Consider the following 24,566-nt stretch of genomic DNA (forward strand, 5'->3'; position numbering starts at 1 on the left):
GCGGCGGAGAGCCCGATGGTTCGGTAATGATTGTTCGACGTGAACGCCCCGAAGACACCGACGCGATCCACGCGGTCACGGCGGCCGCGTTCCGAGGCCTTCCGTACAGCCTGCCGCCGGCCGAGCCGGGCGGCGATCCCGGCGAGGCGATGCTCGTCTCGTGGCTTCGCGCCGACCCCGGGTGGATCCCGGAACTGTCGCTGGTCGCGCTCGAGGGCGACCAGGTGGTCGGGCACGTCGTCGCGACCCGGGCGCATCTCGAGGGCCGGCCGGTCCTGGGTCTGGGGCCGCTGAGTGTTCTCCCGGGCCGCCAGCGAACCGGCGTCGGCAGCGCCCTGGTGCACACGCTTCTCGGTGCGGCCGACGCGCTCGGCGAGCCGCTGGTCGCGCTGCTCGGCGACCCGGGCTACTACGGCCGGTTCGGCTTCGTCCCGGCGCAGCCGCTCGGGATCGCCGCGCCGGACCCCGCCTGGGGCGACAACTTCCAGGTCCGGACCCTTTCGCGGTACGACGGTCAGGCCGGCCGGTTCGAATACTCCGAACCGTTCAACCGGATCTGAAGCCGCCCGCGCTGAGCCTTACCGGCTGGTGGGTCAGACAGCGGCCGCAACGCGGAGGATGAAGTCGGCCACCGCCTGCGGCTGGGACACGGGAAGCGCGTGCGATGCCCCGGCGATCTCGACCGTCTCCTGGGCGTTGGCGCGGTCGGCCATGAAACGGAACGTCTCGAGTGGGATGGCGAGGTCACGCATCGGAGAGATGAACCAGGACGGGATGGTCTTCCACGCCGGCTCGGCCGAGGCGGCATTAAGTGCGGACGTGTTGAACGGCCGCTGAGCGGCGGCGTCGAGGGCGGCCTGCTCGGCCGGGACATCGGCGCAGAACTGCTCGTGGTAGCTCTCCCGGAGCACATAGACGTCCGCGGTCCCGTCGCTGCGGGGCACCTCGTAGAGGTGCTCGCCGAGTGTGGCCCCCGCGAACTTGCCGAGCAGGTCGGGCGTGGTCTCACCCTTGTCCGGGGCGAGTGCGGCGACGTAGACCAGCGCCTTGACGTTCTCGGTGACCGTGACGTTCGAGATGACCGCGCCGCCGTACGAATGTCCGACGAGCACGACCGGGCCGTCGATGGTGGCCAGCAGGTCGGATACGGATTCGGCGTCGGAGGACAGGCTGCGCAGCGGGTTGCCGGGGGCGACGGCCCGGTGACCCGCGGCCTGCAGGCGGCTGATGACACCGTTCCAGCTGGCCGACTCGGCGAACGCGCCGTGGATGAGAACGATGGTGGGATTCATGGTCGCTCCTTCGAAGCGGTTACGGCGCGTCCCGGCTGGAGCGCTGCCGGACTCCACGATCGGCTCGCGACCCCGTCGGCCGAATCAGTCATTCGCTTCTCGCCGTCCGGCACCGCGCGCGACCATTCGTCCGATCAAACCCGTTTTCCCGTACGCTCCGTCGGGGTTCTGCCGTCCGTCGGGAGCCCACGGAATTCCCGTCACGTGGGCGGACGCGAGGCGCGATCAGGTCATATGACAGGTGCGCCGGTCGCCGCACGGCGAGCGATCACGGGGGTGATCTCCGGCGGGTGGGCTGCGTAATGTAGGTCGTGATGTCATCCCACGGAGCGCTGTTCGGACGTGAGGCGGAGCTGGATCGATTCCGCCGCTTCCTCGACACGATGCGGCATGACGGCGATGTCCGGGTGGTTCGCGGCGAGCCCGGAGTCGGCAAATCGGCGTTGCTGAGTGCCGTGGCGGATCTGGCCGAGGCGGCCGACGTGCGGGTGTTGCGCGCATCCGGCTCGGAGTTCGAGGCGGATGTGAGCTATTCGCTGCTGAACCAGCTGCTGCTGCCTCTGTACGCCGAGATTCAACGCCTGCCACCGGCGCTGCGCGACGCGCTGACCGTCGCGCTCGGGTTCGGCGCCGGACCGGCTCCCGCGCCGTTGCTGGTCGGCAACGCCGCCCTCTCGCTGGTTTCCGCCGTGGCCAGGAAGACGCCCCTGCTGCTGATCGTGGACGACGTGCAGTGGGTCGACCGGCCCAGCGCCGTCGTGCTCGGTTTCATCGCCCGGCGGGTCACCGGTTCGCCCGTGGGCGTCATCGCCGCGTCCCGGACCGGATCCGAGAGCTTTCTCGACCGCCACGGCCTGCCCGAGGTCACCGTGGAACCGCTGACCACCGAGGCAGCGGCCCGGCTGATCGAGGCCCGGTCACCGGGCCTGGCGGCCCATGCCCGGCAAGGCCTTCTCGACCTGGCCCAGGGCAATCCCCTGGCCCTCCTCGAGCTACCTTCCACCGTGACCGGCCAGGACGGGTCCCGTGACCCCTCGGATGTGGTGCCCCTCAGCGAGCGGCTTCAGGCGATCTTCACCGACCGCATCGCCGGGCTCCCCGACGCGACCCGGCTCCTGCTGCTGCTCGCCTCGTTCGAAGGCAGTGGCGAGGTGCGCACCCTGCGGGGCATGACGGACCTGACCCACCTGGCGCCGGCCGAACGAACCCGGCTGGTCCGGGTCGACCACGCCACGGGGCGCATCGTCTTCCGCCACCCGCTCATCCAGTCGGCGATCGTGGCGATGTCGACGTACGAGGAGCGGCGGCGGGCTCACCTGGCCATCGCCGACGCCTTGCCGGGCGACCTGGAACGGCGAAGCTGGCACCTCGCGGCCGCCACGGCGGGACCGGACGAGGCCGTCGCCGCCGAACTCGAGCAGGCGGCCCACCGCGTCCGGCAGCGCGGTGACACTCTGGCGGCCATCACGGCGCTGATGCGGGCGGCCGAGCTGAGCACCTCCCCGGAGGGCGCCGCGCGGCGGCTGGCCGAGGCCGCGTACATCGGCGCCGAGGCCGGCGGATCGAGCGAAGCGACCAACCTGCTCGCCCGGTCCCGGGGGACCGACGTCGACGCTACGGGCGCACTGCACGCCGCCGGGGCCGCGGCCCTCTTGATGATCAACGGCGACGGTGACGTGCACACCGCCCACCGCCTGCTGGCCGGTGCGATCGAGACCGGCGAGCACGGCTGGCGGGCCGACGATGCCGCCCTCGACGAGGCCATGCATACGCTGCTGCTGCTGTCCTGGATGGCCGCCAGTCCCGAGCTGACGGCACGATTTCAGCGGCTCCTCGCCAGACTCGAGCCGAGGCCGTCCGATCCACTGTCGGTGATGAGCGGGACGTTCACCGACCTGGTGCGTACCGGCCGAGCGGCGCTGCCCGGGCTCGAGGCGCTGATCGCCACGCTGCCCGGGGAACCGGATCTGACCCGGGTCATGCGCATCGGCAGCGCCTCGGTCTATCTCGACCGGCTGGGCGAGAACCGCGAGTACTCGTGGCGGATTCTGCAGGAGAAGCGCGAGGGCGGCGCGCCCCGGCTGCAGCTGTCGGCGATGTTGAATCTCTGCCTCGACGGGTTCCTCACCGGTCGCTGGGACGAGTCCGAGGCTCTGGCCACCGAGGCCCAGCAGGTCTGCGACGAGAGCGGGCTGGCGTTCCTGACGTGGCATTTCCTGCACACCCGGGCGCTCATCGCCGCCGGCCGGGGCCGGTCCGGCGAAGCCTTCGCCCTGGCCGACGAGATCACCCGCTGGGCCCTGGCCCGCGGGATGGCCGGACCGGCCGCGATCGCCCATCACCCACGGGCCCTGGCCGCCGCCGCCGATGGCAACTTCGAGTCGGCGTACCAGCACGCGGCAGCGGCCAGTCCCGCCGGAGTCCTCAAGCCCTATCTGCCCAACAGCACCTGGCTGATGTTCGACATGGTCGAGGCCGCGCTGCGGACCGGCCGCACCGCCGAAGCCCGGGCGCACGCCGAAGCCATGCGCGCGGCGAACGTGGCCGAGTTGTCACCGCGCATGAGGCTGATCCAGCACGGCGTGGACGCACTCGTGCTCGACGGCGACGAGGCGGCCGCGCGGCTCGAGCAGACGCTGGACGACCCGGCCGGCGAGCGCTGGCTGTACGAGGCGTCGCGCATCCGGCTGGCTTTCGCCGAGCGGCTGCGCCGCGACCGGAATCCGTTGGCGGCCCGCACCCATCTGCACGTCGCGCGCGCCGGGTTCGCCGCCATGGGAGCCGAGCCGTGGCTGGCCCGCGCCACGGCGGAACTGCGAGCCGCCGGCTACCGGCCGGTCGTCGCCGGGCAACCGACGGCGGTGCTCACCGGTCAGGAGCTCGAAATCGCCTCACTGGCCGCCGGTGGGCTGACCAACAAACAGATCGGCGAACGGCTGTACCTTTCCCACCGTACGGTCAGCGCCCACCTGTACCGCATTTTCCCGAAGCTCGGCATCTCGGCTCGAGCCGGACTGCGCGATGCCCTGTCGGCGCATTTCCCCGACCACCTCAACGGCTCATAGAACGGTGTGTTGCCCGGGCAACACACCGTTGCCGGTCAAGCGGCGAGCGAGATGTTCAGGCCGGCAATCAGCCGGAAATCGGCATCACTGGGCTGGAAGCGGAAGACGAACGTCAGCGGGCTCCCCGGGAAGGAACCGTCGCCGCGAGCCTCGACCACGGTCTGGCCGGCCTCCCTGGTGATGCTGGTCGGGGTGAGCGTGACCTGTACGCCGACGATGTCCTTGTCGATCCACGGCCCGATTTCGTCGTGGCCCTGCAAGGTCTGCCCATCATCGGTCACCACGGCGTCCGCGGTGAACACGGTGAGCGCCCGGTTGGTGTCCTGGGCGTTGAGCGCCTCGAAGAAACTCGTGACGGCCTGCGGGTAGTCGTTCATGGGGGAACCTCTCTCCGGTGTCTGGCGAACTGAGAAGAATGCTCGTGCTCCGGCCCGCGGTCGTGCATCAGTAATTGCTCTCGACGCCCGCACGTGCCTTCGGCCGCTCTCCGGCCGGACCCATCAGTCAAACGACCTACGGGTGGTGCCGCCGACCGGGCTGCCGACGGCCTCCGTCAGCCTTCCGCCGGCCGCGCCGATCGCTTTCACCGGCCTTCGTTCCTCCGAAGCGACCGACAAGTGACTGATTCTCGCGGCGCCGTCGGCGGCCAGTGTGGTGGCGACGGAATTACTCGGGAACCAGCTGACGAGGGTGAAGAGATGACGGATGCGGACCGCGACCGCTTGGACGGTCGCCGAGTGCTGGTCACCGGCGGGTCGAAGGGCACGGGCAAGGCAGTGGCCGAACGGCTCCGGGACCTTGGAGCCGACGTCTACGTGACGGCGAGGACGATGCCCGACGGGTACGAGTATCCGGACCGCTTCATCGAGGCGGACACCTCCACGATCGAGGGCTCGGACGCGGTCGCCGCCGAGCTGATCAAGGCCGGCGGTGCGGACATCCTCGTCCACGTCGTCGGGGGCGCTTCGACGCCGTCCGGCGGATTCTCGGTCATCACCGACGAGCAGTGGATGATCGAGCTGAACCTGAACCTCCTCGGTGCGGTCCGGCTCGACCGCGCTCTCCTGCCGGGGATGATCAAGTCCGGGTCAGGGGTAGTCCTCCATTTCACCTCGATTCAGCGCGAGCTACCGCAGTACGAGGCGTCTCTCGCCTATGCGGCGGCGAAGGCAGCGCTGCGCACGTACAGCAAGGGCCTCGCCAACGAAGTCGGGCCGCGCGGAATCCGGGTCAACGCCATCAGCCCCGGAGGTATCGAGACCGAGGCGTACGAGCGATTCGTCGACCGGATAGCCGAAGGCAACGACCTGAGCCGCGATGACGCCAAGCAACGGATCATGGACTCCCTCGGCGGTGTGCCGCTCGGCCGGTTCGCGACGACGGAGGAGATCGCCGACCTCGTCGGGTTCCTCGTCTCCGACCGAGCCTCGGCAATCGTCGGCGCCGAGTACGTCATCGACGGCGGCACCGTTCCGACGGTCTGAATTTCAGGTAGGAGCAGCCATGGGCACCATGGACGAACTGATCGACCCGGCCGTGGTCGTGCGACTCCGCGATGCCGTCGCGGCGGTCACGCCGAAGCTCGAGCTTCCGGCCCTGCACGACGCAGGGAAAGCCGTCGGCGGATTACGTCTGCGCCGGAGGGTGGATGTCGTGCGCGATGCACTGCTCCACGATCTGCCGACGAGGTTCTCGGAAGCGGAACGAGTCGTCGTCGACCTGATCGATCAGCCCCAATTCACCGGGTGGATGATCTGGCCCGCCTCCGAGTTCGTCGCCGCACGAGCGCTCGACAGCGGATCAGAGGCCGACTTCGACGCCGCGATGGCCCTGCTCGCCCGGCTTACCGTCGGTCTCACCGGCGAGTTCGCCGTACGTGACCTCCTGATCGCCCGCCCGGAACGAGGTCTTCAGGTCATGAAGACCTGGACCGGGCACGACGACCTGCACGTACGACGGCTCGCCACCGAAGGCTCGCGCGCCTACCTCCCGTGGGCCAAGCAGGTGCCGTGGCTGCTCACCCACCCGGAAGCGACCCGGAACATCCTCGACGCCAGCTACCGCGACCCGGCCGTCTACGTGCGACGCTCGGTCGCGAACCATCTCAATGATCTGAGCCGGGTCGATCCCTCCGTCGTGGGTCGAATCGCGTCGCACTGGGCGAGCGATCGCGACGCCAACACACCCTGGGTCCTGCGTCACGGGCTGCGGACGCTGATCAAGCGCGGTGACCGCACCGCACTCGCTCTCGCCGGCTTCACCGGCGACAACCTCACGGTGGACCCTCCCCACGTGTCCGCGGATGTCGTCCCCTGGAACGGCGCTCTGACCTTCACCGCGAAGGTCTCCAACCTCGGAGAGACGGAAGCGACGCTCGCGATCGACTACGCCATCGGGTTCCTGCGCGCAAACGGATCGATACGCCCCAAGACCTTCAAACTGGGATCGCGCCCCCTTGCCCCTGGCGAGAGCGTGGTGGTGACGAAGACCCACTCCTTTCGGCCCATCACCACCCGTACCTACTACCCCGGGCCGCACTACATCACGGTGCAAGCCAACGGCACGGCTTCGCCACGGACGGGCTTCATCCTCGACGACGTTGTGGAAAGCAGCAGACTGAAGGAACAAAGCGCATGAAAGATTTGACCGTACGTGTTCACGACGTGGTCCGGTCCATCCCCGCTGGACGGGTGATGACCTACGGGGACGTCGCGATAGTGGTGGGTACGGGAGCTCGGGCGGTCGGACGTGTCCTGCACGACGGCGGGCACGATATCCCCTGGTGGCGAGTCGTGGACGCCGGCGGCCGGCCCTACCAGGACGCGGCCGGCCGGGCTCGCGTCAAGTTCATCGAAGAATCCACCGCGTTGCTGGACGACGGCAGCGACGTCCGGGTGGACCTGGCTCGAGCATTGTGGACGGAGACGGCTTAGAAGTCCGCGCTGCGGGAGAGCCTTTCGCTCGCGCGGAGTTCCACGAGGGCGTTTCGTGCATCGCGACGACGACGTCGTAGCCGGCGTTGCCGAGCACGATCCGGTGGGGTGGAACGGCTCGTTCTTCACCCAGTACACGGCGGTCGAGAGTTCCGGTGACCCGCTGGACGACCTGCGCGAGGGCTGGGACTGGCACGTGCGGTTCGGGCTGGAGCATCCGTCGTTCTCCGGGCTGCTCTACGGCCGTGTCGAGCCGGGAAAACTCTGCGCCGTAACGGCTCCCGCGCATGCCGCGTTGCGTGAGCGGCTCATCGGTGCCGCCGCCCAGGGCCTGCTCAAGGTGCTGGCCGACGCCGCCGCCGAACAGCTGCTCGCCGCCAACGTCGGCATCACGCTCACCCTGATCAGTCAGCCGGAGCCGGACTTCGGGCTGTCCGGACGTGTCCGCGAGGCCGCGCTGGCCGGAGTTCTGCACACGTCTTCCGCCGACGGCCCTCGACGACTCGGGCCAGCGCGGCCCTGACGTTGCGGGCTCTGGTCGACAACGACCCGGGCGACCTCACCGCGGGCGAACGCGAGCTGCTGGACCGCCTGGCCCGTTAGCAACCCGGGCACGCCGCCCCGGACGGAGAGGACGGCGTGCCCGGGCTTCACTGGTGCGGCTTGTAGGTGGCGGCCGAGAACTCGGCCGGCAGCTCGCCGCCCGTCATGTCCTGGGCCCACAGGCCGAAGAAGGCGCCCGTGAACCCCCACGTCCGCGGCCCGCCGGCGTCGGCCTCGGCGGCGTATTCGTCGGACAGGACGGCGGCGTCGAAGGGGCCCCACTCGGCGTCGCCGAATGAGGCCCGCAGCGCGGCGCCGTCGAGTTCCAGGCGCAGCCGTGCCGGCCCCGTGACCGGCACGACGGGTCCGTGCTGCCGCACGCGGCCGCGGTCGCACGACAGCACGTCGGCGGACGTGCCGTCCCGCTCGTCCCAGCCGATGCGCAGGAAGTACCAGTTGCGGGTGTTGTATTAGGCCGTGATGCTGGCCATCTGGTGGAAGCCCGGTGGCCGGAACTCGACGATCGCCTCCAGGGTCGCCCTCCGGTGCTGCACCCGCCGCGCGACCAGGCTCGCCCCCGACAACGAGGCCGGCGAGCGAAGGCCGGTGCACCGAGGTGAGCAGGGGAGTGGCCGGATCCGTTTCGTACGGACCCTCGACCGAACGAGAGCGCACCACCGTCACCTGGTGGAACCACTCGATGCCACCCTCGGCGGTCACCAGGTAGTACCAGCCGTCCTTCTTGTACAGATGCGGGCCCTCGGTCATCCCGGCGGCCGTCCCTGCGTAAAGGTCGATCGGCGGCCCGAGTGGCCCAGGGCGATGTCAGAGTGCGGCTGTGCTCTCCCGCACGACCAGGGCCGTCGCCAACTCGATGCGCGTTGACTCCAAGCGCTCGCCATTCACCAGGCGCAGCAGGGTTCGGGCGGCGGCCACGCCCATCTCGTGCAAGGGCTGGCGGACCGTGGTCAGCGGGGGCGCTGTCCACTCGGCGAAAGGTAGGCCGTCGAAGCCGACCACGCTGATGTTGCCGGGGATGGTCATGCCGGCCCGGCGTACGGCCTCGTAGACGCCGGTGGCCTGCTGGTCGCTGCCGGCGAAGATGGCGGTGGGTGGGGACGGCAACGCCAGCAACGACTGCGCCGCGGCCAGGCCTCCCTCGTGCTGGAACGGGCCGAAGCGCACCAACTGGCGGTCGGCGGGGACGCCGGCCGTCTCGAGGGCGGCGCGGTAGCCGGCTATGCGGGCGCGGGTGCACTGCAGCTGTTCGGGGCCGCCGATGGCGGCGATGCGGCGGTGGCCCAGCGCCAGCAGGTGTTCGGTGGCCGCGTAGCCGCCCGCGAAGTTGGTGGCGCCGATGGACGGGACCTCGGGTGGGGGCTGGCTGACGCCGTCGACGACGACGAACGGCATGCGGCGTCTGGCCAGGTCGTCGCGTTGGCGTTCGGTCAGCTCGGAGAGGACCAGGATCGCGCCGAGCGAGCCGCGCGCCAGCAGTGACTCGAACCAGCGGCGGGTGGCCGACTGCCGGTTGTGCACCGACGAGACGACCAGGCTCAGGCCGGCCTCCTCGACCACCTCTTCGACCCCGGTGAGGATGGACAGGCCCCAGACGCTGTCGAGCTCGTTGATGACCAGGTCGACCAGGTCGGTGCGCCGGCCGGCGGGACGGGCGGCCCGGGGGCGCTGGTAGCCGCGTTCGGCCAGCAGCTGCTCGATCGTGCGGCGGGTGGCCGCGGAGACGTCGGTGTGGCCGTTGAGCACCTTGGACACGGTGGAGACGGCCACGTTCGCCTCGCGGGCAATCGCGGTCAACGTCGGCTTCGTCATGTTTCACCCGGGTTTCGAAAACTATTGCTCCACGCACATCGATGTCATGTGATCGGCACATTACAGCGACCCGAAACCAAGCGAAAGGTTTCGCAGTGCATAGAGCAATTCTCGCCGCGGGTGCCGTGGCGGCCATTCTTCTGACGGCAGCATGCGGTAACGGCGGCCCCGGCTCCGAGTCGGCCGCGGCCGGCGGCAAGGTCCAGGTGTGGGCCCTCGAGGACGCGGCGGTCAACCCGATCGCCACGGCCAGCATCAAGTCGTTCAACGCCTCGACCGGCAAGCAGGTCGAGCTCAGCACCTATGTCAACGACGCCTACAAGCAGAAGCTCCAGGTGTCGATGGGTTCCCCGCAGGCGCCCGACGTGTTCTTCAACTGGGGCGGCGGGAACCTGGCCCAGTTCGTTCAGGCGAACCAGGTCGAACCGCTGGACGACATGCTGGCGAAGAACCCGGGGCTGGGCGACAAGTTCCTGCCGAGCGTGCTCGACGTGGGCAAGGTCGACGGCAAGCAGTACGGGCTACCGATGATCGGCGTGCTGCCGGTCGTGCTGTTCACCAACAACGACGTGTTCGCGAAGGCCGGCGTCAAGCCCCCGAAAACGTACGGGGAACTGCTGTCCCTGATCGATGTGTTCAAAGCGCAGGGGGTCACGCCGATCGCGCTGGCCGGCTCGCAGGGCTGGACCGAGCTGATGTGGCTGGAATATCTGCTCGACCGGATCGGTGGCGCGGACAAATTCCAGGCGATCGCCGACAACAAGCCCGGTGCGTGGGAGGACCCGGCGGTCATCAAGGCGCTGACCGAGATTCAGAATCTGGTGAAGCGGGGCGCGTTCGGCACCAACTACGCGTCGGTCAACTACGACAACCAGGGCGCGTCGAAACTGTTCGCCACCGGCAAGGCGGCGATGCACCTGATGGGCACGTGGGACTTCTCGGTGCAGAAGGATGCCAACCCCAAGTTCATCTCGGGCGGCAAACTCGGTTTCGTTCCTTTCCCCGCGTACGAGGGTGGGGCGGGCGATCCGAAATCCGTGGTCGGCAACCCGAGCAACTACTACTCCATCAACGCGTCGTCGAAGAACAAGGACGTGGCGGCCGACTTCCTGGCCAAGTCGCTCAGCTCGGACGAATACATCAACGGGCTGATCGACGCCGGTCAGGTGCCCGCGGTCAAGGGTGTCGAGGCCACGCTGAAGGGCAAGCCGAACAGCGAGTTCACCACGTTCACCTACAACCTGGTGGCCGAGGCACCGAGTTTCACGCAGTCGTGGGACCAGGCGCTGAGCCCGAAGGTCAGCGAGAAGATGCTGACCAACCTGCAGAAGGTGTTCCTGAACAAGCTGAGCCCCGCCGACTTCGCCGCCGATATGGCCGCGAGCAAGTGAAAGCACGCACGGAGCGGCCCGGCCTCGGCTGGGCCGCTCCCGCGGTGCTGTTCTTCGCCGCGTTCGGCATTCTGCCGGTGATCGGGGTCGTCTATCTCAGCTTCACCCAGTGGAACGGGCTCGGCGATCCGCAATGGATCGGCACCGCGAACTGGGCCGCCATGGGCTCGGACGCCGACCTGTTCAACGGGATCGGCAAGACGGTCACGCTGACCGTGGTCTCGTGGCTGCTGCAGACCCCGCTCGCGTTGCTGATCGGCGTGTGGGCGGCCGGTCCGCAACGCAACCGGGCCGTGTTGTCGACGCTGTTCTTCCTGCCGCTGCTGCTGTCCACGGCGGCGATCTCGGTGACTTTCGTGGCGCTGCTGGACCCCAATTTCGGGCTCGCCGCGAGCTGGGGTGACGGCAATTTCCTGGGTTCGCCGGAGCGGGCGCTCTACGTCATCGCGTTCGTCATCGCCTGGCAGTTCGTGCCGTTCCACACGTTGCTCTACCAGTCGGCGACCCGGCAGATCCCGCGCTCGTTCTTCGAGGCGTCGGCCATCGACGGCGCGACCGGGCTGAAGCAGTTCTTCCACATCACGCTGCCGCAGCTGCGCAACACGATCATCGCCTCGTCGGTGCTGATGCTGGTCGGTTCGCTGACCTATTTCGAGATGATTCTTCTGATGACCAACGGCGGTCCCGGTACGGCGACACGCGTGCTCCCCCTGCACATGTACGCCAAGGGGTTCGTCGGATTCGACATGGGCTACGCCAGCGCGCTGGCCGTCCTGCTCGTCGCGGCCGGAGCGGCGCTGTCCATTGTGGTAGTTCGTTCGACCGGATACCACCGCATGTCCAGCGACCGGGAAGGAGCCTGATGGCCGTCCTCACTGTCACGGCCCACGCGCGAAAGACACGGCCGGCGAGAAGAAGAACCGTGAACATCCCGGCCGGGATCCTGTCCGCGATCTGGCTGGCGATCGTCGCCGTGCCCATCTATTTCGTGGTCATCACCGGATTCCGGACCCCCGACGCGTACACGGAAAATGGTCCTCTCGATCTGCCCACCAGTGCGACCCTCGAGAACTACACCTCGTTGTGGGGACTGGGTTTCGCCACCTATCTCACCAACAGCCTGCTCGTCACCGCCGGCACGGTCGCGCTGGTGCTGGCCGTCGCGCTTCCCGCCGCGTACGCCATAGTAAGAAACCCGAATCGGCTGCTGCGGCTCAGTTTCGGCGTCTTTCTGCTCGGGCTGGCCATTCCGGCCCAGGCGGTCATCGTGCCGATCTACCTGATCATCACCCGGCTGCAGATGTACGACAGCCTGGCCGCGATCGTGCTGCCCAGCGCGGCGTTCTCGCTGCCGATCGCCATCGTCGTGCTCACCAGCACGCTGCGCGACATCCCGGGCGAGCTCTACGAGGCGATGACGATGGACGGCGCCACCACCCGGCGCGTGTTCACCCGGCTCGTCCTGCCGCTGTCCCGCCCGGGACTGGTCAGCGTCGGCATCTTCGTCGGGCTGGGCGCCTGGAACGGGTTCCTGTTCCCGCTCGTACTCACCCAGAGCGACTCGCAGCGCGTCCTGCCGCTCGGGTTGTGGAACTTCCAGAGCCAGTACGGCACCAACGTGCCCGGTCTGATGGCAGCCGTGGTGCTGTCCGCGCTGCCGGTGCTCGCGCTCTACCTGTTCGGCCGCCGCCACCTCCTGAGCGGACTGGCCGCCGGATTCGGCAAGTGAGGTCTCATCATGAACGCGGGGATCATCCGTAACCCGGTCCTGCCGGGGTTCCATCCCGACCCGTCGATCCTGCGCGTGGACGACGACTACTACCTGGCGACGTCGACGTTCGAGTGGTTTCCGGGAGTACGCCTGCACCATTCGCGCGACCTGGTGCACTGGCGGCCGCTGGGCGGGGTGCTGACCGGGCGGCGGCTCGACATGGAGGGCAACCCCGACTCGGGTGGCGTGTGGGCGCCCTGTCTCACGTACGCGGACGGGTTGTTCCACCTCGTCTACACCGACGTGAAGGCGTACGCGGGTGGGTTCTGGGACACCCCGAACTACGTGGTCACGGCCCCGGCGATCACCGGCCCGTGGTCGGCGCCGGTGCCGCTGCACGCCCGCGGCTTCGACCCGTCGCTGTTCCACGACGACGACGGGCGCAGCTGGCTGCTCTCCAACCGCACCGACTGGCGGCCGGGACGGCCCTGGGCCAACGGCATCATCATGCAGGAGTACGACCGGCAGGCGTGCCGCCTGATCGGGGAGCCGATCGACCTGTACGACGGAACGGCCGCCGGGATGACCGAGGGCCCGCACATATACAAGAAGGATGACTGGTACTACCTGATGACCGCCGAAGGCGGGACGGAATGGTTCCATCAGGTGACGGTGGCGCGGTCCCGGTCGGTATTGGGCCCGTACGAGACGGATCCGGACACTCCCCTGCTCACCTCGGTGCACCGGCCGGCGCTGGAACTGCAGAAGGCCGGGCACGGCAGTCTCGTGTCGACGCCGGACGGGGAGTGGTTCCTGGCCCACCTGGCCGGGCGGCCGCTGGGTACGCGCGGGCCGTGCATCCTCGGCCGGGAGACGTCCATCCAACGGGTGACGTGGTCTTCCGGCGGATGGCCACGGGTCGACGGGGGCGTACCCCACGACACCGTGGCCGGGCCGTCGTTGACGCCGCATCCGTGGCCCGACGAGCCGGAGACGGACGACTTCACCGGGCCGCTCGGGCCGCACTGGAGCACGCTGCGGCGTCCGGCGTCGCCGTCGTGGGTGTCCAGCGGTGGCGGGGTGCTGCGGGTGCGGGGCGGACGGTCGCCGGCCTCGATGTCCGGGGCCAGCCTGGTCGCGCGGCGCGTGCAGCACCGGCGGGCCACCTTCGAGGCGACCGTCGAGTTCGCGCCGGAGTCGTACCAGCAGATGGCCGGGGTGGTGGCCTACTACAACAGCCGCAACTGGTACTTCCTGCGAGTCGGCCACGAAGGCGTGGACGTGCTGTCTTGTGACCGCGGGCGCCTCCAGTTGCACGGGCCAGTCGTGCCGGTCACGGGGCCGGCACGGCTGCGCCTGGAACTCGACGGGGCGGTGCTGCGGGCCTCGTACGGGGATGTCGAGTGGGGCCCGTTCGACGCGACGATTCTGTCCGACGAGTACGCGGCCGAGGCCGACGCCGGTGGGCCGCGGGTGTGGGGGTTCACCGGGGCGTTCTTCGGGTTGTGGGCCCAGGACATGACCGGGGGTGAGATGGCGGCCGAGTTCACGGCGGCCACCTACAAGCCGCATCTCTGAAATGCGCCCGGTCCCGCCGTCCGCCCGGCGGGACCGGGCGCCTTCAGCGGAGACGGGCCGGACCTACCCAGTTCCACTCCGGCGACCGGGCGACCCAGTCTCGGTGGGCTCTTCGCCGCACCTCAGGTGTGAAGTCGAGATCGCGCGCGTATCGATGGAGCAGGCTCGCCCCGTGGCTCGGATCGGCGGCGAGCCACGCGAGGTGTCCAGCCATTCCCACCAACGTCGCCCCGTCGGCTGGTTCCGATACGAATCGCTCAACGGCCGCCGCGGCGGCCGGCCGGATGGAAGCGTCCCAGCGGGCGAGGTCGGCTTTTACCAAGGCCATCTGTGCATCGGTTACTGGTCCGGCCGCCAGACCGCGAAGCACCTCGAGACCGGCTCGGCGAGCCCCGATCGACAGACCTGCCAGCTTGGAAGCCGCCCATCCCCGTTGTTCCACCGAGGCCGACGGGTCACGGGCCACGGCCGTCAACGCCTGCACGGCGGTACCTTGCTCGGCCGGGCGTACCTCGGCCAGAGCGGCGCGGGCCAGAGCTCGCTCGAATTCGGTTTGCCTTGCGCCAGAGGTCAGCTCGCCGAAGACATCGAGAGCCGTGGTGGCATGATCGCCGCCCAGCTGAATCAGGGTAGCGGCGGCTTCCGCCCGGCCCTCGGAGTCAGCGTTCCGGTCAGTGGCTACCCGCTTCAGCGCGGCCACCGCCGTCGGGCGGGCCTCAGGACCGTAAATCATGAGCTGACGGGCTATGTAGCCAACCTCATCGACGCCCACCGCTGGGTCGAGAGCGAGCTGGGCCAAGATCTCGAGCGTCTCGGCCCGATTGTCGGTGCCCAGAGACTCGCGGGCCACTGCGCAGTCCGCCCGCTCCCAGGCATCGCCGGCATCGGCCCGTATCAGGACGGCGAGCGAGGAGGCCGCACGGCGGCGGCACTCCGAACCAAGTCTCGCCATCAGCTGCGCCGCAGCCAGTCGCTCCCAGACCCGTAGGCCGGGCCCGTCGGTCATTGTTATCAGCAGGTCAGTAGCCAGCTCGACATGCACCGGACCCAGACGCACCAGCCAGGCCACAGCCCAAAGCCGGCTGTTGGCGTCGTTTTCGGTATCGGTGGCCACTGCCGTGAGGCGGCGCACGGCTCGGCCGTCATGCTCGCCGTCAACACTGACCAACCGTGCCGAAGCGATGGCCTGAACCAGATGGCCGCCTGGGGAAGCGGCCAGTTCGCGCAACTGACGGCCGGCGAGGCCGCGAGCTGAGGGACCGAGGTCGCAGAGTTGATCGAGCATCGCGAACCGGTGGAAGGCGTCAGCACGCTCGGCCTGGCCGGCCAACAGGCGAATCGCGTCGACACGTGCAGGTTCCCCGAAACCGGCGAGGGTCACCGCGGCACGGCACCGATCGGAGGCGGCAACGCCCGGTTCTTGGATCAGGTCTCCCAGCAAGGATTCGAGGGTGCTGGATGCGGGACTGAACCGCATCAGATCCCGAATCGCTTCCACACGATCGCTCGCGGAGACCGCTCGGTCGGTGGCGAGCCATCGCAGCAGATCACAGGATTCCGTGCGGCTCACGCCGCCATGTCGATAGAGGAGGGCGGCCGCCTGCCGACGCCAATGGCCACCGACGGTGAGATCGGCGACGAGTCCGCGAGCCGCCGTGGCCGGCCGGTCGTCTTCGACGCCAACGACCTCGAAAAGCGCGACAACGGCCAGATAGCGCGATCCGTCAGCCACATCGGGATCTGTCGCTACCGCGAACATGACCGTCGCAGCTTCCACCCGTTCCCGTGTGTCGATCTGGACGAGTTCCCACAAGGCAGAGACGCGCTCCTCGTCGTTCTGGTCCCGATTGGCAGCAAGGCCTCGCAATAGCTCCAGTCCTCGCCGCCGCTGCCGCAACATTCCGAGCAGCCCCCGGACGGCTTCCACGCGTTCAGAAGACAGCTCGCTCGGGTCGTCAGCGAGAGCTGCTAGGGCGTCGGCGGCGCGGTCCGAGGCCTCATCCCCGAACCGGCTCAGCACCGTCGCCGCCTCACGACGGACCGCCCCGTTCTGCATCGGATCCTCAGCCAGCGCCAATAGAAGATCGGCGAGCCGATCGCGTTGCCCGCGATCGGCCTTGGCCACGAGATGGGCTGCCTTCACGCGTTCGACATCCGCGGTCACCGAATCAGCTATCCGATTCAACTCCGCTATGGCACGCGCGCGCTCCTCCGGCCGGACTCGGGCAAACAGGATCGCCGCGCGCACCCGAATCTCCGCCGCAACTGTCGGGTCCGCAGCTATATCGGCGGCAAGAACACCAGATTGCTCCCGCCCACCGATCGAACCGGCCAGTTCCTCGAGCGCTTCCATTCGGATCGGGTCGCTCTCGGACGGATCGGCGGCGATCTCGGCGCGAACTCGTTCAGCCACGGGGACACGCCCCCGATTGTTGGCCAGCATGGCGGCTATCGGGAGGCGATTCGCCAAACGCGTACCGTTCACCAGGCCGACGAGCAACTCGCCGGCCAACGATCGGGTTTCCGGCCGCATCCATGCCAGAAATGCGGCGCCTACGGCTCGATCGACGATTCCTGCGTGTTCTTCGGTCAGCAGCCGCTCGGCCAGCGCACCGCCCAAGGATGCCCGCAATCCGTCGACGCCGGCTAGAGTCTGTGCCGCTCTGAGCCGTTCATGCGCTGGCGCCACAGGGTCGGACATGACGCCGAGGAGCATCGCGGCCGCCCGGTCCGTATGTTCGGCGCCGAGTCCGAGCATCGCCTTCGCACCAGCGATCCGATTGTCGTCATCGACGACGGGAGCACGTTCGGTCTCCTCCAGGATCGAGCGATCGGACGGCGCCGTAACACCCGCACCCGCGAGTAACCGGGACATCCGCAAGCGTTCTGAGAAAGGCAATGTCGGATTGCTCAGTAAGTCGTGGGCAGAGTCAGCAATGGTCGCAGAACCATGCGATATCAGTCGCTCCATCGCCCAGAGCCGCCAACCGAAATAGAGACGGACGTCCCCGCTCAACCGACGGAAGGCACCGACCACTTGGCCCCGTAGAGCCGAGTCCTCCTTCTCTAGAAACCGCGCAGCCATTACGGCGAGTCGCGGCACAACGTCGGGATTCCCAACGACGTTCGCAAGCACAGCCGAGTACGCTCGTCGGTCGTCCGCTTCCAACGACTCCGCGAGGGCAAGTGGTAGAACCCGATCGACGCTGGCATCAGGCATGTCGACCGCGGTCGCACGCAACTCTTTGACTACGAGATCGCGGTACCTCTTGTCGGTCCGGACAAGTTCCTCGGCCGCCTCACAACTCTCGAAAACATCAAAGTTGCCGTATCGCATTTTATGGGCGTAGATCTTCGCAGCGACCCCGGGACGACAGCGGTCGAACATAGCAACGTCGTCGGGGAACAGGCTCGGCTCGTCGCGCAGCGGATCATCAACGATTTGGGCAACCAGGCTGGCAGCAGCCTCCGTCGAAGCGGGGGAGAGGTCGCGCAGACGATAGACGACAAACGCCGTCCCGAAATCCCGGATCCACGGATCGGCTGAGCGGCGGGCCAAGAGCAAGCTCGCCTCGGCCGAGTAAGCATCACCCAGTTCAGCAAGTTCGTGGAGTGCCGTGGCGTACTGATATGAGTCGTTCGTGGTTAGCCCGAGGTGGCGAAGAAACTCGGCGGCTTGTCCGCGCCGGGTATCGCCCACCTCTGCAAGTCTCACCGCAGCTGTCTGGCGTTGTGCTTCCTCAGAGGACAGATCGTTCGCGGCAGTTATCAACAGCTCCATAGCCCGGTCGACATTGTTACCAGGCAGCTCGACCAGGGTATTCGCGGCAAGCATCCGGGCTTCATGATGGCCATCTGCACTGTTCGCCAGCTGGAACAGGGTTTCGCTTCCCGTCGCCGTGGAATCCGGCTCCAGTGATATCAGAATGACCGATGCCAGGATCCGGTTGGTCGGGGTGATTCGGGGATCGGTCAGCCACTCACGGAACAGTCGAGTAACGCCTTCTCGATGTGACTCATCGAGATTCGCCAGTTCCAGTGCCGCGTCAGCGCGACCACTCAACTCCGGCCCGGTGGTAGTGGCGAGCGTCATCATTGTCCGCACTGCGACTTCGCGGGCGGTGCCACCGTAACGTGCGAGCAGGCGTGCTGCTGGACCACGCGCATCAGCGTCGAGGGCTGAGTCTTCGGCAACGCTGGTCAGCGCCTCCGTACTCAGCCCCTGAAAGGTAGGACCGAGGTCAACGAGTGCCGCTGCCGCGGAGTACCGCGTTGACTCCAGGAGAATGGATACCGCGATATCCCTCATATATCGGGCTGCATCGGCGCGCGGACGTCCCCCGAGGCCGGCCAGTTCCTTGGCAGCGTTGAGCCGGATGAGTTCGTGCACCGAGGTGTCCTCGCAGACCTGGCGCAACAAGTCCACGGCAGTCTCCCGCCCGCCGGACTTGAGCAGGGCCGCGGCCGCTGACCAGAGCCGAGAGTCATCAACAGCCCATCCGACGCTCGGGCTCTGTTGAAGGGCGGCGATGGCACGGCGGCGGTGGTCGCCGCCCAACGCCGCTAGGCTCTCGGCGGCCGATCGGCGGGACGAGGGGTCCACAGCGGTGTCCACTGCTAGACGGTGCAACAGCTCAGCGGCGCGGGTCCGCGCGTCCGGTCCGAGGCGGGCCAGGTTTTCCGCGGCCTGGCGGCGATACCAGCCGACGATTCCAGGGTCCTCGGCGACTTGGTGCAAAAGGTCAGCCGCCGTCGTGCGGTGCCTACCGCCGATGGATGCCAACGCCGCAGCGGCACCGTTCCGGTTCTCTCCCGTGGCGCTGCGGTCGGACGCGATCGTGTAGAGCGCAGCAACCGCTGTCGTGGTGTGGGGCTCACCAAGTCTGGCCAGCACCTCGGCAGCCTCGCGACGGACCTCCCCCGGCCGTCCTTCGTCGTTGACCACGCTCTCGAGCAGGATGGCACCCTGATGGCGCGCCCTCGGACTGCGCTCACGCAGGATGTCGACGATGGCGATCCTGACACGGGCCGGCGTCTGCTCACGGCCTAGCCAGGTGTACATCCGCTCTTGGACCGCCTCATGGGCAGCGAGGCCCGAAGCCGATCGCAGATCCAGGTCGGTGTCGGCATAGATCTGCCCCTCTGTCATATCGAGGAAGGCGCTCAGCTCGGTGTCCCGGCAGGGCACCCCAAGCCTGATCAAGTCGCCGGCCCTCTCGCGCTCACGCTGGCTGCGCGACTGAAGATGTCCGATCAGCCCGCTCCCGGGACCGGCCATGTGGAGGAAGTGGGCCAAGGTCTGCTCAGCCGCCACGTCTTCGAGCAGGAACTGACTGATCAGCTCGCGCCACGCGGGGTCAGCCGGGCCGAAGGGCGCAGGCAGCTCGCGGGCCCGGGCAGTGGCCGCCAGATGCTCGGCGAATGTCTGATGCCGGAATCTCAGCCGCACCCCGTGGCGGCCCAGCACCCCCGAACGAGACAACCAGTCGCCGAGTGAGGTCTCCCAACCCGGCAGGATTGCCGGCGGCATCGGTGCGCGCTTGCGCACATAGTCGACAGCCACGTCAGCCAACGGCGTTTCGCTGCGGGTGTACTCGACCGCCAGTGTCTCCAACAGCACGGTCCGCTGTGTATCGAGCCAAGCGCACAGCTCGGGATCAGCGCCGACGCCGAACACCTCGGCCGCGGAGGCGTTGCGTGTTGCGAAGTGCGCAATATAGGCCTCGTACAGCTCGTATCGGTTGGAAGGGAGCGGCTGGTCCCGGCGGCGGGCGGTGAAGACTTGCGCGGCGACCGTCGCGAGCAGCGGCACAGTGATCACCTGGTCGAGGCCGGCCAGGCGGATCTGGCTGAGGAAAGCAGCTGCTTCGGCCGCGCCCCGGTCCGTAGCGGCAGAATTGAAATGCCGCTGAGCGAACGCCTCCAGTGCTGCCGCGTCAAACGGTTGTAGTTCGAAGAACCCCACGCGTGGACCTTGCAGCTGGGCGATCTCGCCCGGCACCAGAGGACGGCTGGTGACCAGGAAACGGGCCGATCCCGGCGTCATCATCCGTGTAGACAGGGCTTTGAGGAGTCGATCGCGGTCATCCTGGTCGGGGATCTCGTCGAGCGCGTCGATGACCACCAGCCAGTCCCGCCCGGCGATCGGCCGTAAGAAGGTGTCGGCGGCGACGACACCATCACCCAACAAGCCGTACTCGGCGTTCACCGCGTCCCGTAGCGCCTCGCCCCAAGGTTGGCTGACGTGCTTGGCGAGAATGCGAGCCGGGAGAATGACCGGTACCAGCCCGGCGTCGGGAAACCGGCTCTCCTTGCCGTCGAGCAGGGCACCGACGAGATCACCGACGAGGATGCGGCCCAGGGTCGACTTGCCGAGGCCAGCCGCACCGTCGATCACGAAGTGGTCGTACTCGCCGAAGACCTCGTCGAAGGGCTGGGCCAGCCGGGTGACGCGACGGTCTTCCTCGACCATGGCTACTTCGTCGAGCTCCGGGTCCAGGATCTGGCGGCGGGCCTCGACCGGGCTGGCCACGCTCTGGCTGACATAGACGGTAGAGAGTGCATGGAGAGACTGGCCCGGCCGACCATATGGGTGTTCCTCTGCATAGAGGTTCATCAGCCGCAGCAGCCCGGCCAATTCCGGTGGGATCGGCGGCGCGGCGGGCGGGGCTGGGCGCTTGGACGGGCGTCCGCCCCGCTTGGCCCGGCGATCTTGTTTTGCCTGTCGATGCAGGTGCAGCCAACTGTCGACCGAGGATGGTGCGCGCTGACCGGTACGCCGGGAGACGAGCCCCTGCAGATAGGTCACCAGGAACCGTACAGCCGCCTGGTTGGACGGCACTGACTTGCCGTTGAGCCAGTCGCTCAGGCTGCTGTCGGACAGGACGACCGGCGGCTGCCGGCTCGCAGCCTGCTGGATCAGTCTCCGATATTCAGGAGAACCGGCATCGAGATAGAGCCGCTGGAGTTCCTCGGCGAATCGCTGGGCGGACGAGGCGCCGGGTGCGGTCACCGAACGATCCGGCCGAGCCGCCGAGCCTTCCGGAGCCGGATCCGGCCTTGAGCACGTTCTCGCAGCATGAGTGCACCATAGACGGCAGCGATATCGCCGGAAACTATCCGGACGGGCGAAATGACGGCATCGCCACAGCTCACCGGAAGGACCGCGATGCCACTTCTCATCGACCTGCTCAAGGACATCCTGCTCGGGGACGAGGGTCTGCTGACCGGTGCCGCGAGTCTCGTCTACGCCACTACGATCACCGGTGCGGCTTCGGCTGCGTTGTTCAGTCGTAGTCCGGAGCGACGGCGTACCGCCCGGGACCTGCTCGCCTTGCTGTTGCGCACGAAGCCCGGTGATGGCGGCGAGTCGGAGGGCCGACGCTAGGCCGCGACCCGCAGACCCAACCGGGTCAGGCCTGGACTGTGGGGCGGACCTGCACGGCGTTGACCACGACGTGGGGTGGGCGGCTCACGATGTGCAGGATCGCGGCGGCCACGTCGGCTCCGGTCAGGTTCTGCTGGGTGGCCATGACGTCTTCCAGGGCCTGCTGCCGTTCGCGGTCGCCGATGCTGGTGAACAGTTCTGTTTCTGTGTAGCCGGGCTCGACGACGCTTACCCGTACGCCGGTGGTGGTCAGCTCCTTGCGCAGCGACTCGGAGAAGCCGAGCACGCCGAACTTTGTCGCGTGGTAGGCGGCGGCCCCGGGGAAGGTCTCGCGCCCGCCGATCGACGAGATGTTGACGATGTCGGCGGGTGCGGCCTCGATCAGGTGGGGGAGGGCCGCGTGGGTGACCAGCATCAGGCCCAGCAGGTTGGTGTCCACGGCTCGGCGCCACGTGGCCACGTCGGCGTCCAGCACGGGGGCCAGCGGCATGATGCCGGCCGCGTTGACGATCAGGTCGAGGCCGCCGAACTCGTCGGTCGCGGCGGCCACCGCGGCGCGGATCGAGGTCTCGTCGGTGACGTCCAGGGGAGGTTGAGGTCGCCCTGCAGCTGGTCGGTGCGCCGGGCGGCGGCGGCCACCCGGGCGCCGGCCTCGCGCAGGGCGTGGACGGTGGCGGCGCCGATCCCGGAGGAGGCGCCGGTCACCAGGGCACGTCGGTTCTTCAGGTCCATGCCTCCAGGCTGGGCCCGGGGATGATGTTTCCCCAGGCCCGGTCAATCCTGGGGGTCAGAGGGCCAGGTTTACCCGGCCGGGGAAAGCCATCGCGGGGTCGCTGATGCTCTCCCGGCCGTTCTCGAGGTGGCCGGCGTAGCGGCGCTCGAGGTCGCCGGCCGTGACGGTCAGGTCGTACCAGCCGTGGACGGTCGGGGTGCGGTGCTGGTGGGTCGCGCCGGGGCGGACTGACACCGTGGTCGCCTTGCCGGTGTAGCGGTTGGCCACCTTGACCAGGGCCCGCGCCGCGCCGTGGTTGACGATGTCGAGGCCGGTGCCCGCGCCGCGTACCTCCACCGTGGGCCGGGCCGCCCGGCCGCTGAAGTGGCGGTAGAAACCGTTGGGGCCGCGCACCTCCAGGTCGTACGCGCCGGTGGTGGGCCACATGCCGGTCAGTCGCTTGCCGGGTTCGACGGTGTACGTCCGTGGCTCGTGCGCGGCGTCGGCCGAGTGCACCTGGAAGACCGCGGCGGCGCGGCCGGTGTTGCCGAACTCGACGGTGAAACCGGTGGCCGAGGCCTTGCCGTCGGCGTGCAGCTCGTACGGGAGAGGGCGGGCCGGCCGGACTCCCCGCTCCTGCCCGGGCAGGGCGGGATCGGCCGGCGGCACCGGCACCTCGTCCGGTTGCCGGGTCAGCTCGGTCGGCTTGAACGCCGCCGTGCCGGGCAGGTCGACCAGGCGCCGGTTCGGGCTGCGGAAGTCGAACGCGCTGGTCAGGTCGCCCGTCACGGCCCGGCGCCACGGCGTGATGTTCGGTTCGGAAGGTCCGAACCGGCGCGCGAGGAAGCGGATCAGCGAGGTGTGGTCGAACAGCTGCGAGTCGACGAAACCGCCCCGCGTCCACGGCGAGACCACGATCATCGGAACGCGCACCCCCAGCCCGTACGGACCGGAAGGGTGGCTCTCGCTGCCGGGGAAGATCTCGTTGGTCGTCGAAATCGTGGAGCGCGCCGGGTCGGGGGTCGGCGGCACCAGGTGGTCGAAGAAGCCGCCCTCCTCGTCGTAGGTGACGAAGAGCGCCATCTTGCTCCACACCTTCGGGTTGTCGGCCAGGATGTCGATGACCCGGGAGACGTACCACTCGCCGTAGTGCGGGCCCCAGTTCGGGTGCTCGGTGTACGCCTCCGGCGCGACGATCCAGCTCACCCGGGGCAGCCGGTCGTTCTCGACGTCGGCGCGGAAGTCGGTGAGCAGCTTCTCCGGGTCGCGGCCGAGCTTGTTGATCTCGGTGCCGGTCTTGGCCTTGTCGGCGAGGGGCCGGCCGGGCTGCGCGTTCTGGTACTGGTGGAAGTAGAGCAGCGCGTTGTCGCCGTAGTTGCCGATGAACGGGTCGCTGGTCCAGCCCCACGAGCCGGCCGCGGTCAGGCCGAGACCGATGTCCTGGTAGACCTTCCACGAGACACCCGCCCGTTCGAGCTTCTCGGGATAGGTCGACCAGTCGTAGCCGGCCTCCGCGTTGTCGACCACCGGGCCGCCGCCCCGGCCGTCGTTGCCGACCCAGCCGGTCCACATGTGGTAGCGGTTGGGGTCGGTCGCGCCCAGCAGCGAGCAGTGGTAGTTGTCGCACACCGTGAAGGCGTCGGCCAGCGCGTAGTGGTAGGGCAGGTCGGCCCGGGTGTGGTGGGTCATCGTCTGGACACCCTTGTTGGGAACCCATTGGTCGTAGCGGCCGCCGTTGTACGCGGCGTGCGTGTCGTTCCAGCCGTGCGGCGGGTCGGGCAGGAACATGTCGCCCACGTCCGGCACCTCGGGGCGGAACGGCAGCAGTTCCCCGGTGCCGTTCGGCTGGTGCCAGACCGATTTACCGGAGGGCAGGCGTACGGGATGAGGGTCGGCGAAACCACGCACGCCGCGCAGGCTGCCGAAGTAGTGGTCGAACGAACGGTTCTCCTGCATCAGGATGATCACGTGTTCGACGTCCTCGATGCTCCCGGTGCGATCGTTCGCCGGGATGGCGAGGGCCTTGTCGAGGCTCGCGGGCGTCGCCGAAGCGATCGCCGGAATGCCGAGCATCTGCAGGAAGGTGCGGCGATCCAACTCAGCCATGAATCCGGAAGGTAGACC

18 protein-coding genes and 2 pseudogenes are annotated in these 24,566 nt (G+C 68.4%); 11 read left to right on the forward strand and 9 right to left on the reverse strand.

The genetic code is table 11. The features are described from left to right. The first annotated feature begins 26 nt into the window (after window positions 1-26). On the forward strand, window positions 27-560 hold the full coding sequence (locus KOI35_RS21370) for a GNAT family N-acetyltransferase (RefSeq protein WP_215789263.1): 534 nt from the start codon (window positions 27-29) through the stop codon (window positions 558-560). A gap of 33 nt (window positions 561-593) precedes the next feature. Here KOI35_RS21370 and KOI35_RS21375 read toward each other — a convergent pair whose 3' ends face one another. Further along, a complete protein-coding gene (locus tag KOI35_RS21375) occupies window positions 594-1,292 on the reverse strand; it encodes an alpha/beta fold hydrolase (RefSeq protein WP_215789264.1) in 699 nt (232 codons plus the stop codon). Between the two features lie 314 nt (window positions 1,293-1,606). Here KOI35_RS21375 and KOI35_RS21380 point away from each other — a divergent pair, with 314 nt between their 5' ends. Further along, a complete protein-coding gene (locus KOI35_RS21380; protein WP_215789265.1) occupies window positions 1,607-4,357 on the forward strand; it encodes an ATP-binding protein in 2,751 nt (916 codons plus the stop codon). Between the two features lie 35 nt (window positions 4,358-4,392). On the opposite strand, the gene KOI35_RS21385 is transcribed toward KOI35_RS21380, so the two are convergent. After that, entirely contained in the window at window positions 4,393-4,734 is a 342-nt protein-coding gene (locus KOI35_RS21385; RefSeq protein WP_215789266.1) for a nuclear transport factor 2 family protein, read from the reverse strand. Between the two features lie 321 nt (window positions 4,735-5,055). Between KOI35_RS21385 and KOI35_RS21390 the strand changes: the two genes are divergently transcribed. The 4 genes from KOI35_RS21390 to KOI35_RS21405 are packed head-to-tail and all read left to right on the forward strand — an operon-like array spanning window position 5,056 to window position 7,813. Continuing rightward, a complete protein-coding gene (locus KOI35_RS21390; RefSeq protein WP_281420162.1) occupies window positions 5,056-5,841 on the forward strand; it encodes an SDR family oxidoreductase in 786 nt (261 codons plus the stop codon). Window positions 5,842-5,860: 19 nt separating this feature from the next. After that, window positions 5,861-6,994: a YhaZ family DNA alkylation repair protein gene (locus KOI35_RS21395; protein ID WP_215789268.1), complete on the forward strand. Its 1,134-nt coding sequence runs from the start codon at window positions 5,861-5,863 to the stop codon at window positions 6,992-6,994. After that, window positions 6,991-7,290 (forward strand): MGMT family protein, encoded by a 300-nt coding sequence (locus tag KOI35_RS21400; RefSeq protein ID WP_215789269.1) that lies wholly within the window; start codon window positions 6,991-6,993, stop codon window positions 7,288-7,290. Before KOI35_RS21395 ends, KOI35_RS21400 begins: the two co-directional genes overlap by 4 nt. A 55-nt stretch (window positions 7,291-7,345) precedes the next feature. Continuing rightward, window positions 7,346-7,813, forward strand: coding sequence for a hypothetical protein (locus KOI35_RS21405; RefSeq protein ID WP_215789270.1), 468 nt, complete (start codon window positions 7,346-7,348; stop codon window positions 7,811-7,813). Window positions 7,814-7,940: 127 nt separating this feature from the next. On the opposite strand, the pseudogene KOI35_RS47520 reads toward KOI35_RS21405, so the two are convergent. The 3 genes and pseudogenes from KOI35_RS47520 to KOI35_RS21415 all read right to left on the reverse strand — a co-directional run. After that, a pseudogene (locus KOI35_RS47520) lies at window positions 7,941-8,291 on the reverse strand (beta-xylosidase family glycoside hydrolase); the annotation flags it as partial. Between the two features lie 160 nt (window positions 8,292-8,451). After that, window positions 8,452-8,631 (reverse strand): annotated as a pseudogene (locus KOI35_RS49245) (family 43 glycosylhydrolase); the annotation flags it as partial. Between the two features lie 27 nt (window positions 8,632-8,658). After that, complete coding sequence (locus KOI35_RS21415) at window positions 8,659-9,648, reverse strand: LacI family DNA-binding transcriptional regulator (RefSeq protein WP_308121102.1); 990 nt, start codon at window positions 9,646-9,648, stop codon at window positions 8,659-8,661. Window positions 9,649-9,758: 110 nt separating this feature from the next. Between KOI35_RS21415 and KOI35_RS21420 the strand changes: the two genes are divergently transcribed. From KOI35_RS21420 to KOI35_RS21435, 4 genes are read left to right on the forward strand one after another with little or no spacing between them, the layout of a single operon-like run. After that, entirely contained in the window at window positions 9,759-11,054 is a 1,296-nt protein-coding gene (locus KOI35_RS21420) for an ABC transporter substrate-binding protein (RefSeq protein WP_308121103.1), read from the forward strand. Next, window positions 11,051-11,917: a carbohydrate ABC transporter permease gene (locus KOI35_RS21425; RefSeq protein ID WP_308121104.1), complete on the forward strand. Its 867-nt coding sequence runs from the start codon at window positions 11,051-11,053 to the stop codon at window positions 11,915-11,917. Before KOI35_RS21420 ends, KOI35_RS21425 begins: the two co-directional genes overlap by 4 nt. 59 nt (window positions 11,918-11,976) lie before the next feature. After that, on the forward strand, window positions 11,977-12,783 hold the full coding sequence (locus KOI35_RS21430) for a carbohydrate ABC transporter permease (protein WP_308121105.1): 807 nt from the start codon (window positions 11,977-11,979) through the stop codon (window positions 12,781-12,783). Between the two features lie 9 nt (window positions 12,784-12,792). Beyond that, window positions 12,793-14,343: a glycoside hydrolase family 43 protein gene (locus tag KOI35_RS21435; protein WP_215789275.1), complete on the forward strand. Its 1,551-nt coding sequence runs from the start codon at window positions 12,793-12,795 to the stop codon at window positions 14,341-14,343. A gap of 43 nt (window positions 14,344-14,386) precedes the next feature. On the opposite strand, the gene KOI35_RS21440 is transcribed toward KOI35_RS21435, so the two are convergent. Continuing rightward, complete coding sequence (locus KOI35_RS21440; RefSeq protein WP_215789276.1) at window positions 14,387-21,355, reverse strand: NACHT domain-containing protein; 6,969 nt, start codon at window positions 21,353-21,355, stop codon at window positions 14,387-14,389. Between the two features lie 156 nt (window positions 21,356-21,511). On the opposite strand from KOI35_RS21440, the gene KOI35_RS21445 reads away from it, so the two are divergent. Beyond that, window positions 21,512-21,730, forward strand: coding sequence for a hypothetical protein (locus KOI35_RS21445; RefSeq protein ID WP_215789277.1), 219 nt, complete (start codon window positions 21,512-21,514; stop codon window positions 21,728-21,730). A gap of 25 nt (window positions 21,731-21,755) precedes the next feature. On the opposite strand, the gene KOI35_RS21450 is transcribed toward KOI35_RS21445, so the two are convergent. The 3 genes from KOI35_RS21450 to KOI35_RS21460 are packed head-to-tail and all read right to left on the reverse strand — an operon-like array spanning window position 21,756 to window position 24,548. Continuing rightward, window positions 21,756-22,280 carry an SDR family oxidoreductase gene (locus tag KOI35_RS21450; RefSeq protein ID WP_215789278.1) on the reverse strand — a complete coding sequence of 175 codons (525 nt, stop codon included), beginning with the start codon at window positions 22,278-22,280 and terminating at the stop codon, window positions 21,756-21,758. Beyond that, the gene (locus KOI35_RS48435) at window positions 22,241-22,462 is read right to left on the reverse strand and encodes an SDR family NAD(P)-dependent oxidoreductase (RefSeq protein ID WP_215789279.1); all 222 of its coding nucleotides are present in this window, start codon (window positions 22,460-22,462) and stop codon (window positions 22,241-22,243) included. The genes KOI35_RS21450 and KOI35_RS48435 overlap by 40 nt, the downstream gene beginning before the upstream one ends. 55 nt (window positions 22,463-22,517) lie before the next feature. Beyond that, window positions 22,518-24,548, reverse strand: a complete 2,031-nt coding sequence (locus KOI35_RS21460) for a phosphocholine-specific phospholipase C (RefSeq protein ID WP_215789280.1) — start codon at window positions 24,546-24,548, stop codon at window positions 22,518-22,520. Between the last annotated feature and the right edge of the window lie 18 nt (window positions 24,549-24,566).

This window comes from Paractinoplanes bogorensis (assembly GCF_018829635.1).
GTDB lineage: Bacteria > Actinomycetota > Actinomycetes > Mycobacteriales > Micromonosporaceae > Actinoplanes > Actinoplanes bogorensis.

What these genes read in the sequence shown, in the direction of transcription:
- KOI35_RS21370 (WP_215789263.1), top strand. Translation starts at nt 27, where the DNA reads ATGATTGTTCGACGTGAACGCCCCGAAGACACCGACGCGATCCACGCG.
- KOI35_RS21375 (WP_215789264.1), bottom strand. Translation starts at nt 1,292, where the DNA reads ATGAATCCCACCATCGTTCTCATCCACGGCGCGTTCGCCGAGTCGGCC.
- KOI35_RS21380 (WP_215789265.1), top strand. Translation starts at nt 1,607, where the DNA reads ATGTCATCCCACGGAGCGCTGTTCGGACGTGAGGCGGAGCTGGATCGA.
- KOI35_RS21385 (WP_215789266.1), bottom strand. Translation starts at nt 4,734, where the DNA reads ATGAACGACTACCCGCAGGCCGTCACGAGTTTCTTCGAGGCGCTCAAC.
- KOI35_RS21390 (WP_281420162.1), top strand. Translation starts at nt 5,056, where the DNA reads ATGACGGATGCGGACCGCGACCGCTTGGACGGTCGCCGAGTGCTGGTC.
- KOI35_RS21395 (WP_215789268.1), top strand. Translation starts at nt 5,861, where the DNA reads ATGGGCACCATGGACGAACTGATCGACCCGGCCGTGGTCGTGCGACTC.
- KOI35_RS21400 (WP_215789269.1), top strand. Translation starts at nt 6,991, where the DNA reads ATGAAAGATTTGACCGTACGTGTTCACGACGTGGTCCGGTCCATCCCC.
- KOI35_RS21435 (WP_215789275.1), top strand. Translation starts at nt 12,793, where the DNA reads ATGAACGCGGGGATCATCCGTAACCCGGTCCTGCCGGGGTTCCATCCC.
- KOI35_RS21445 (WP_215789277.1), top strand. Translation starts at nt 21,512, where the DNA reads ATGCCACTTCTCATCGACCTGCTCAAGGACATCCTGCTCGGGGACGAG.
- KOI35_RS48435 (WP_215789279.1), bottom strand. Translation starts at nt 22,462, where the DNA reads ATGGACCTGAAGAACCGACGTGCCCTGGTGACCGGCGCCTCCTCCGGG.
- KOI35_RS21460 (WP_215789280.1), bottom strand. Translation starts at nt 24,548, where the DNA reads ATGGCTGAGTTGGATCGCCGCACCTTCCTGCAGATGCTCGGCATTCCG.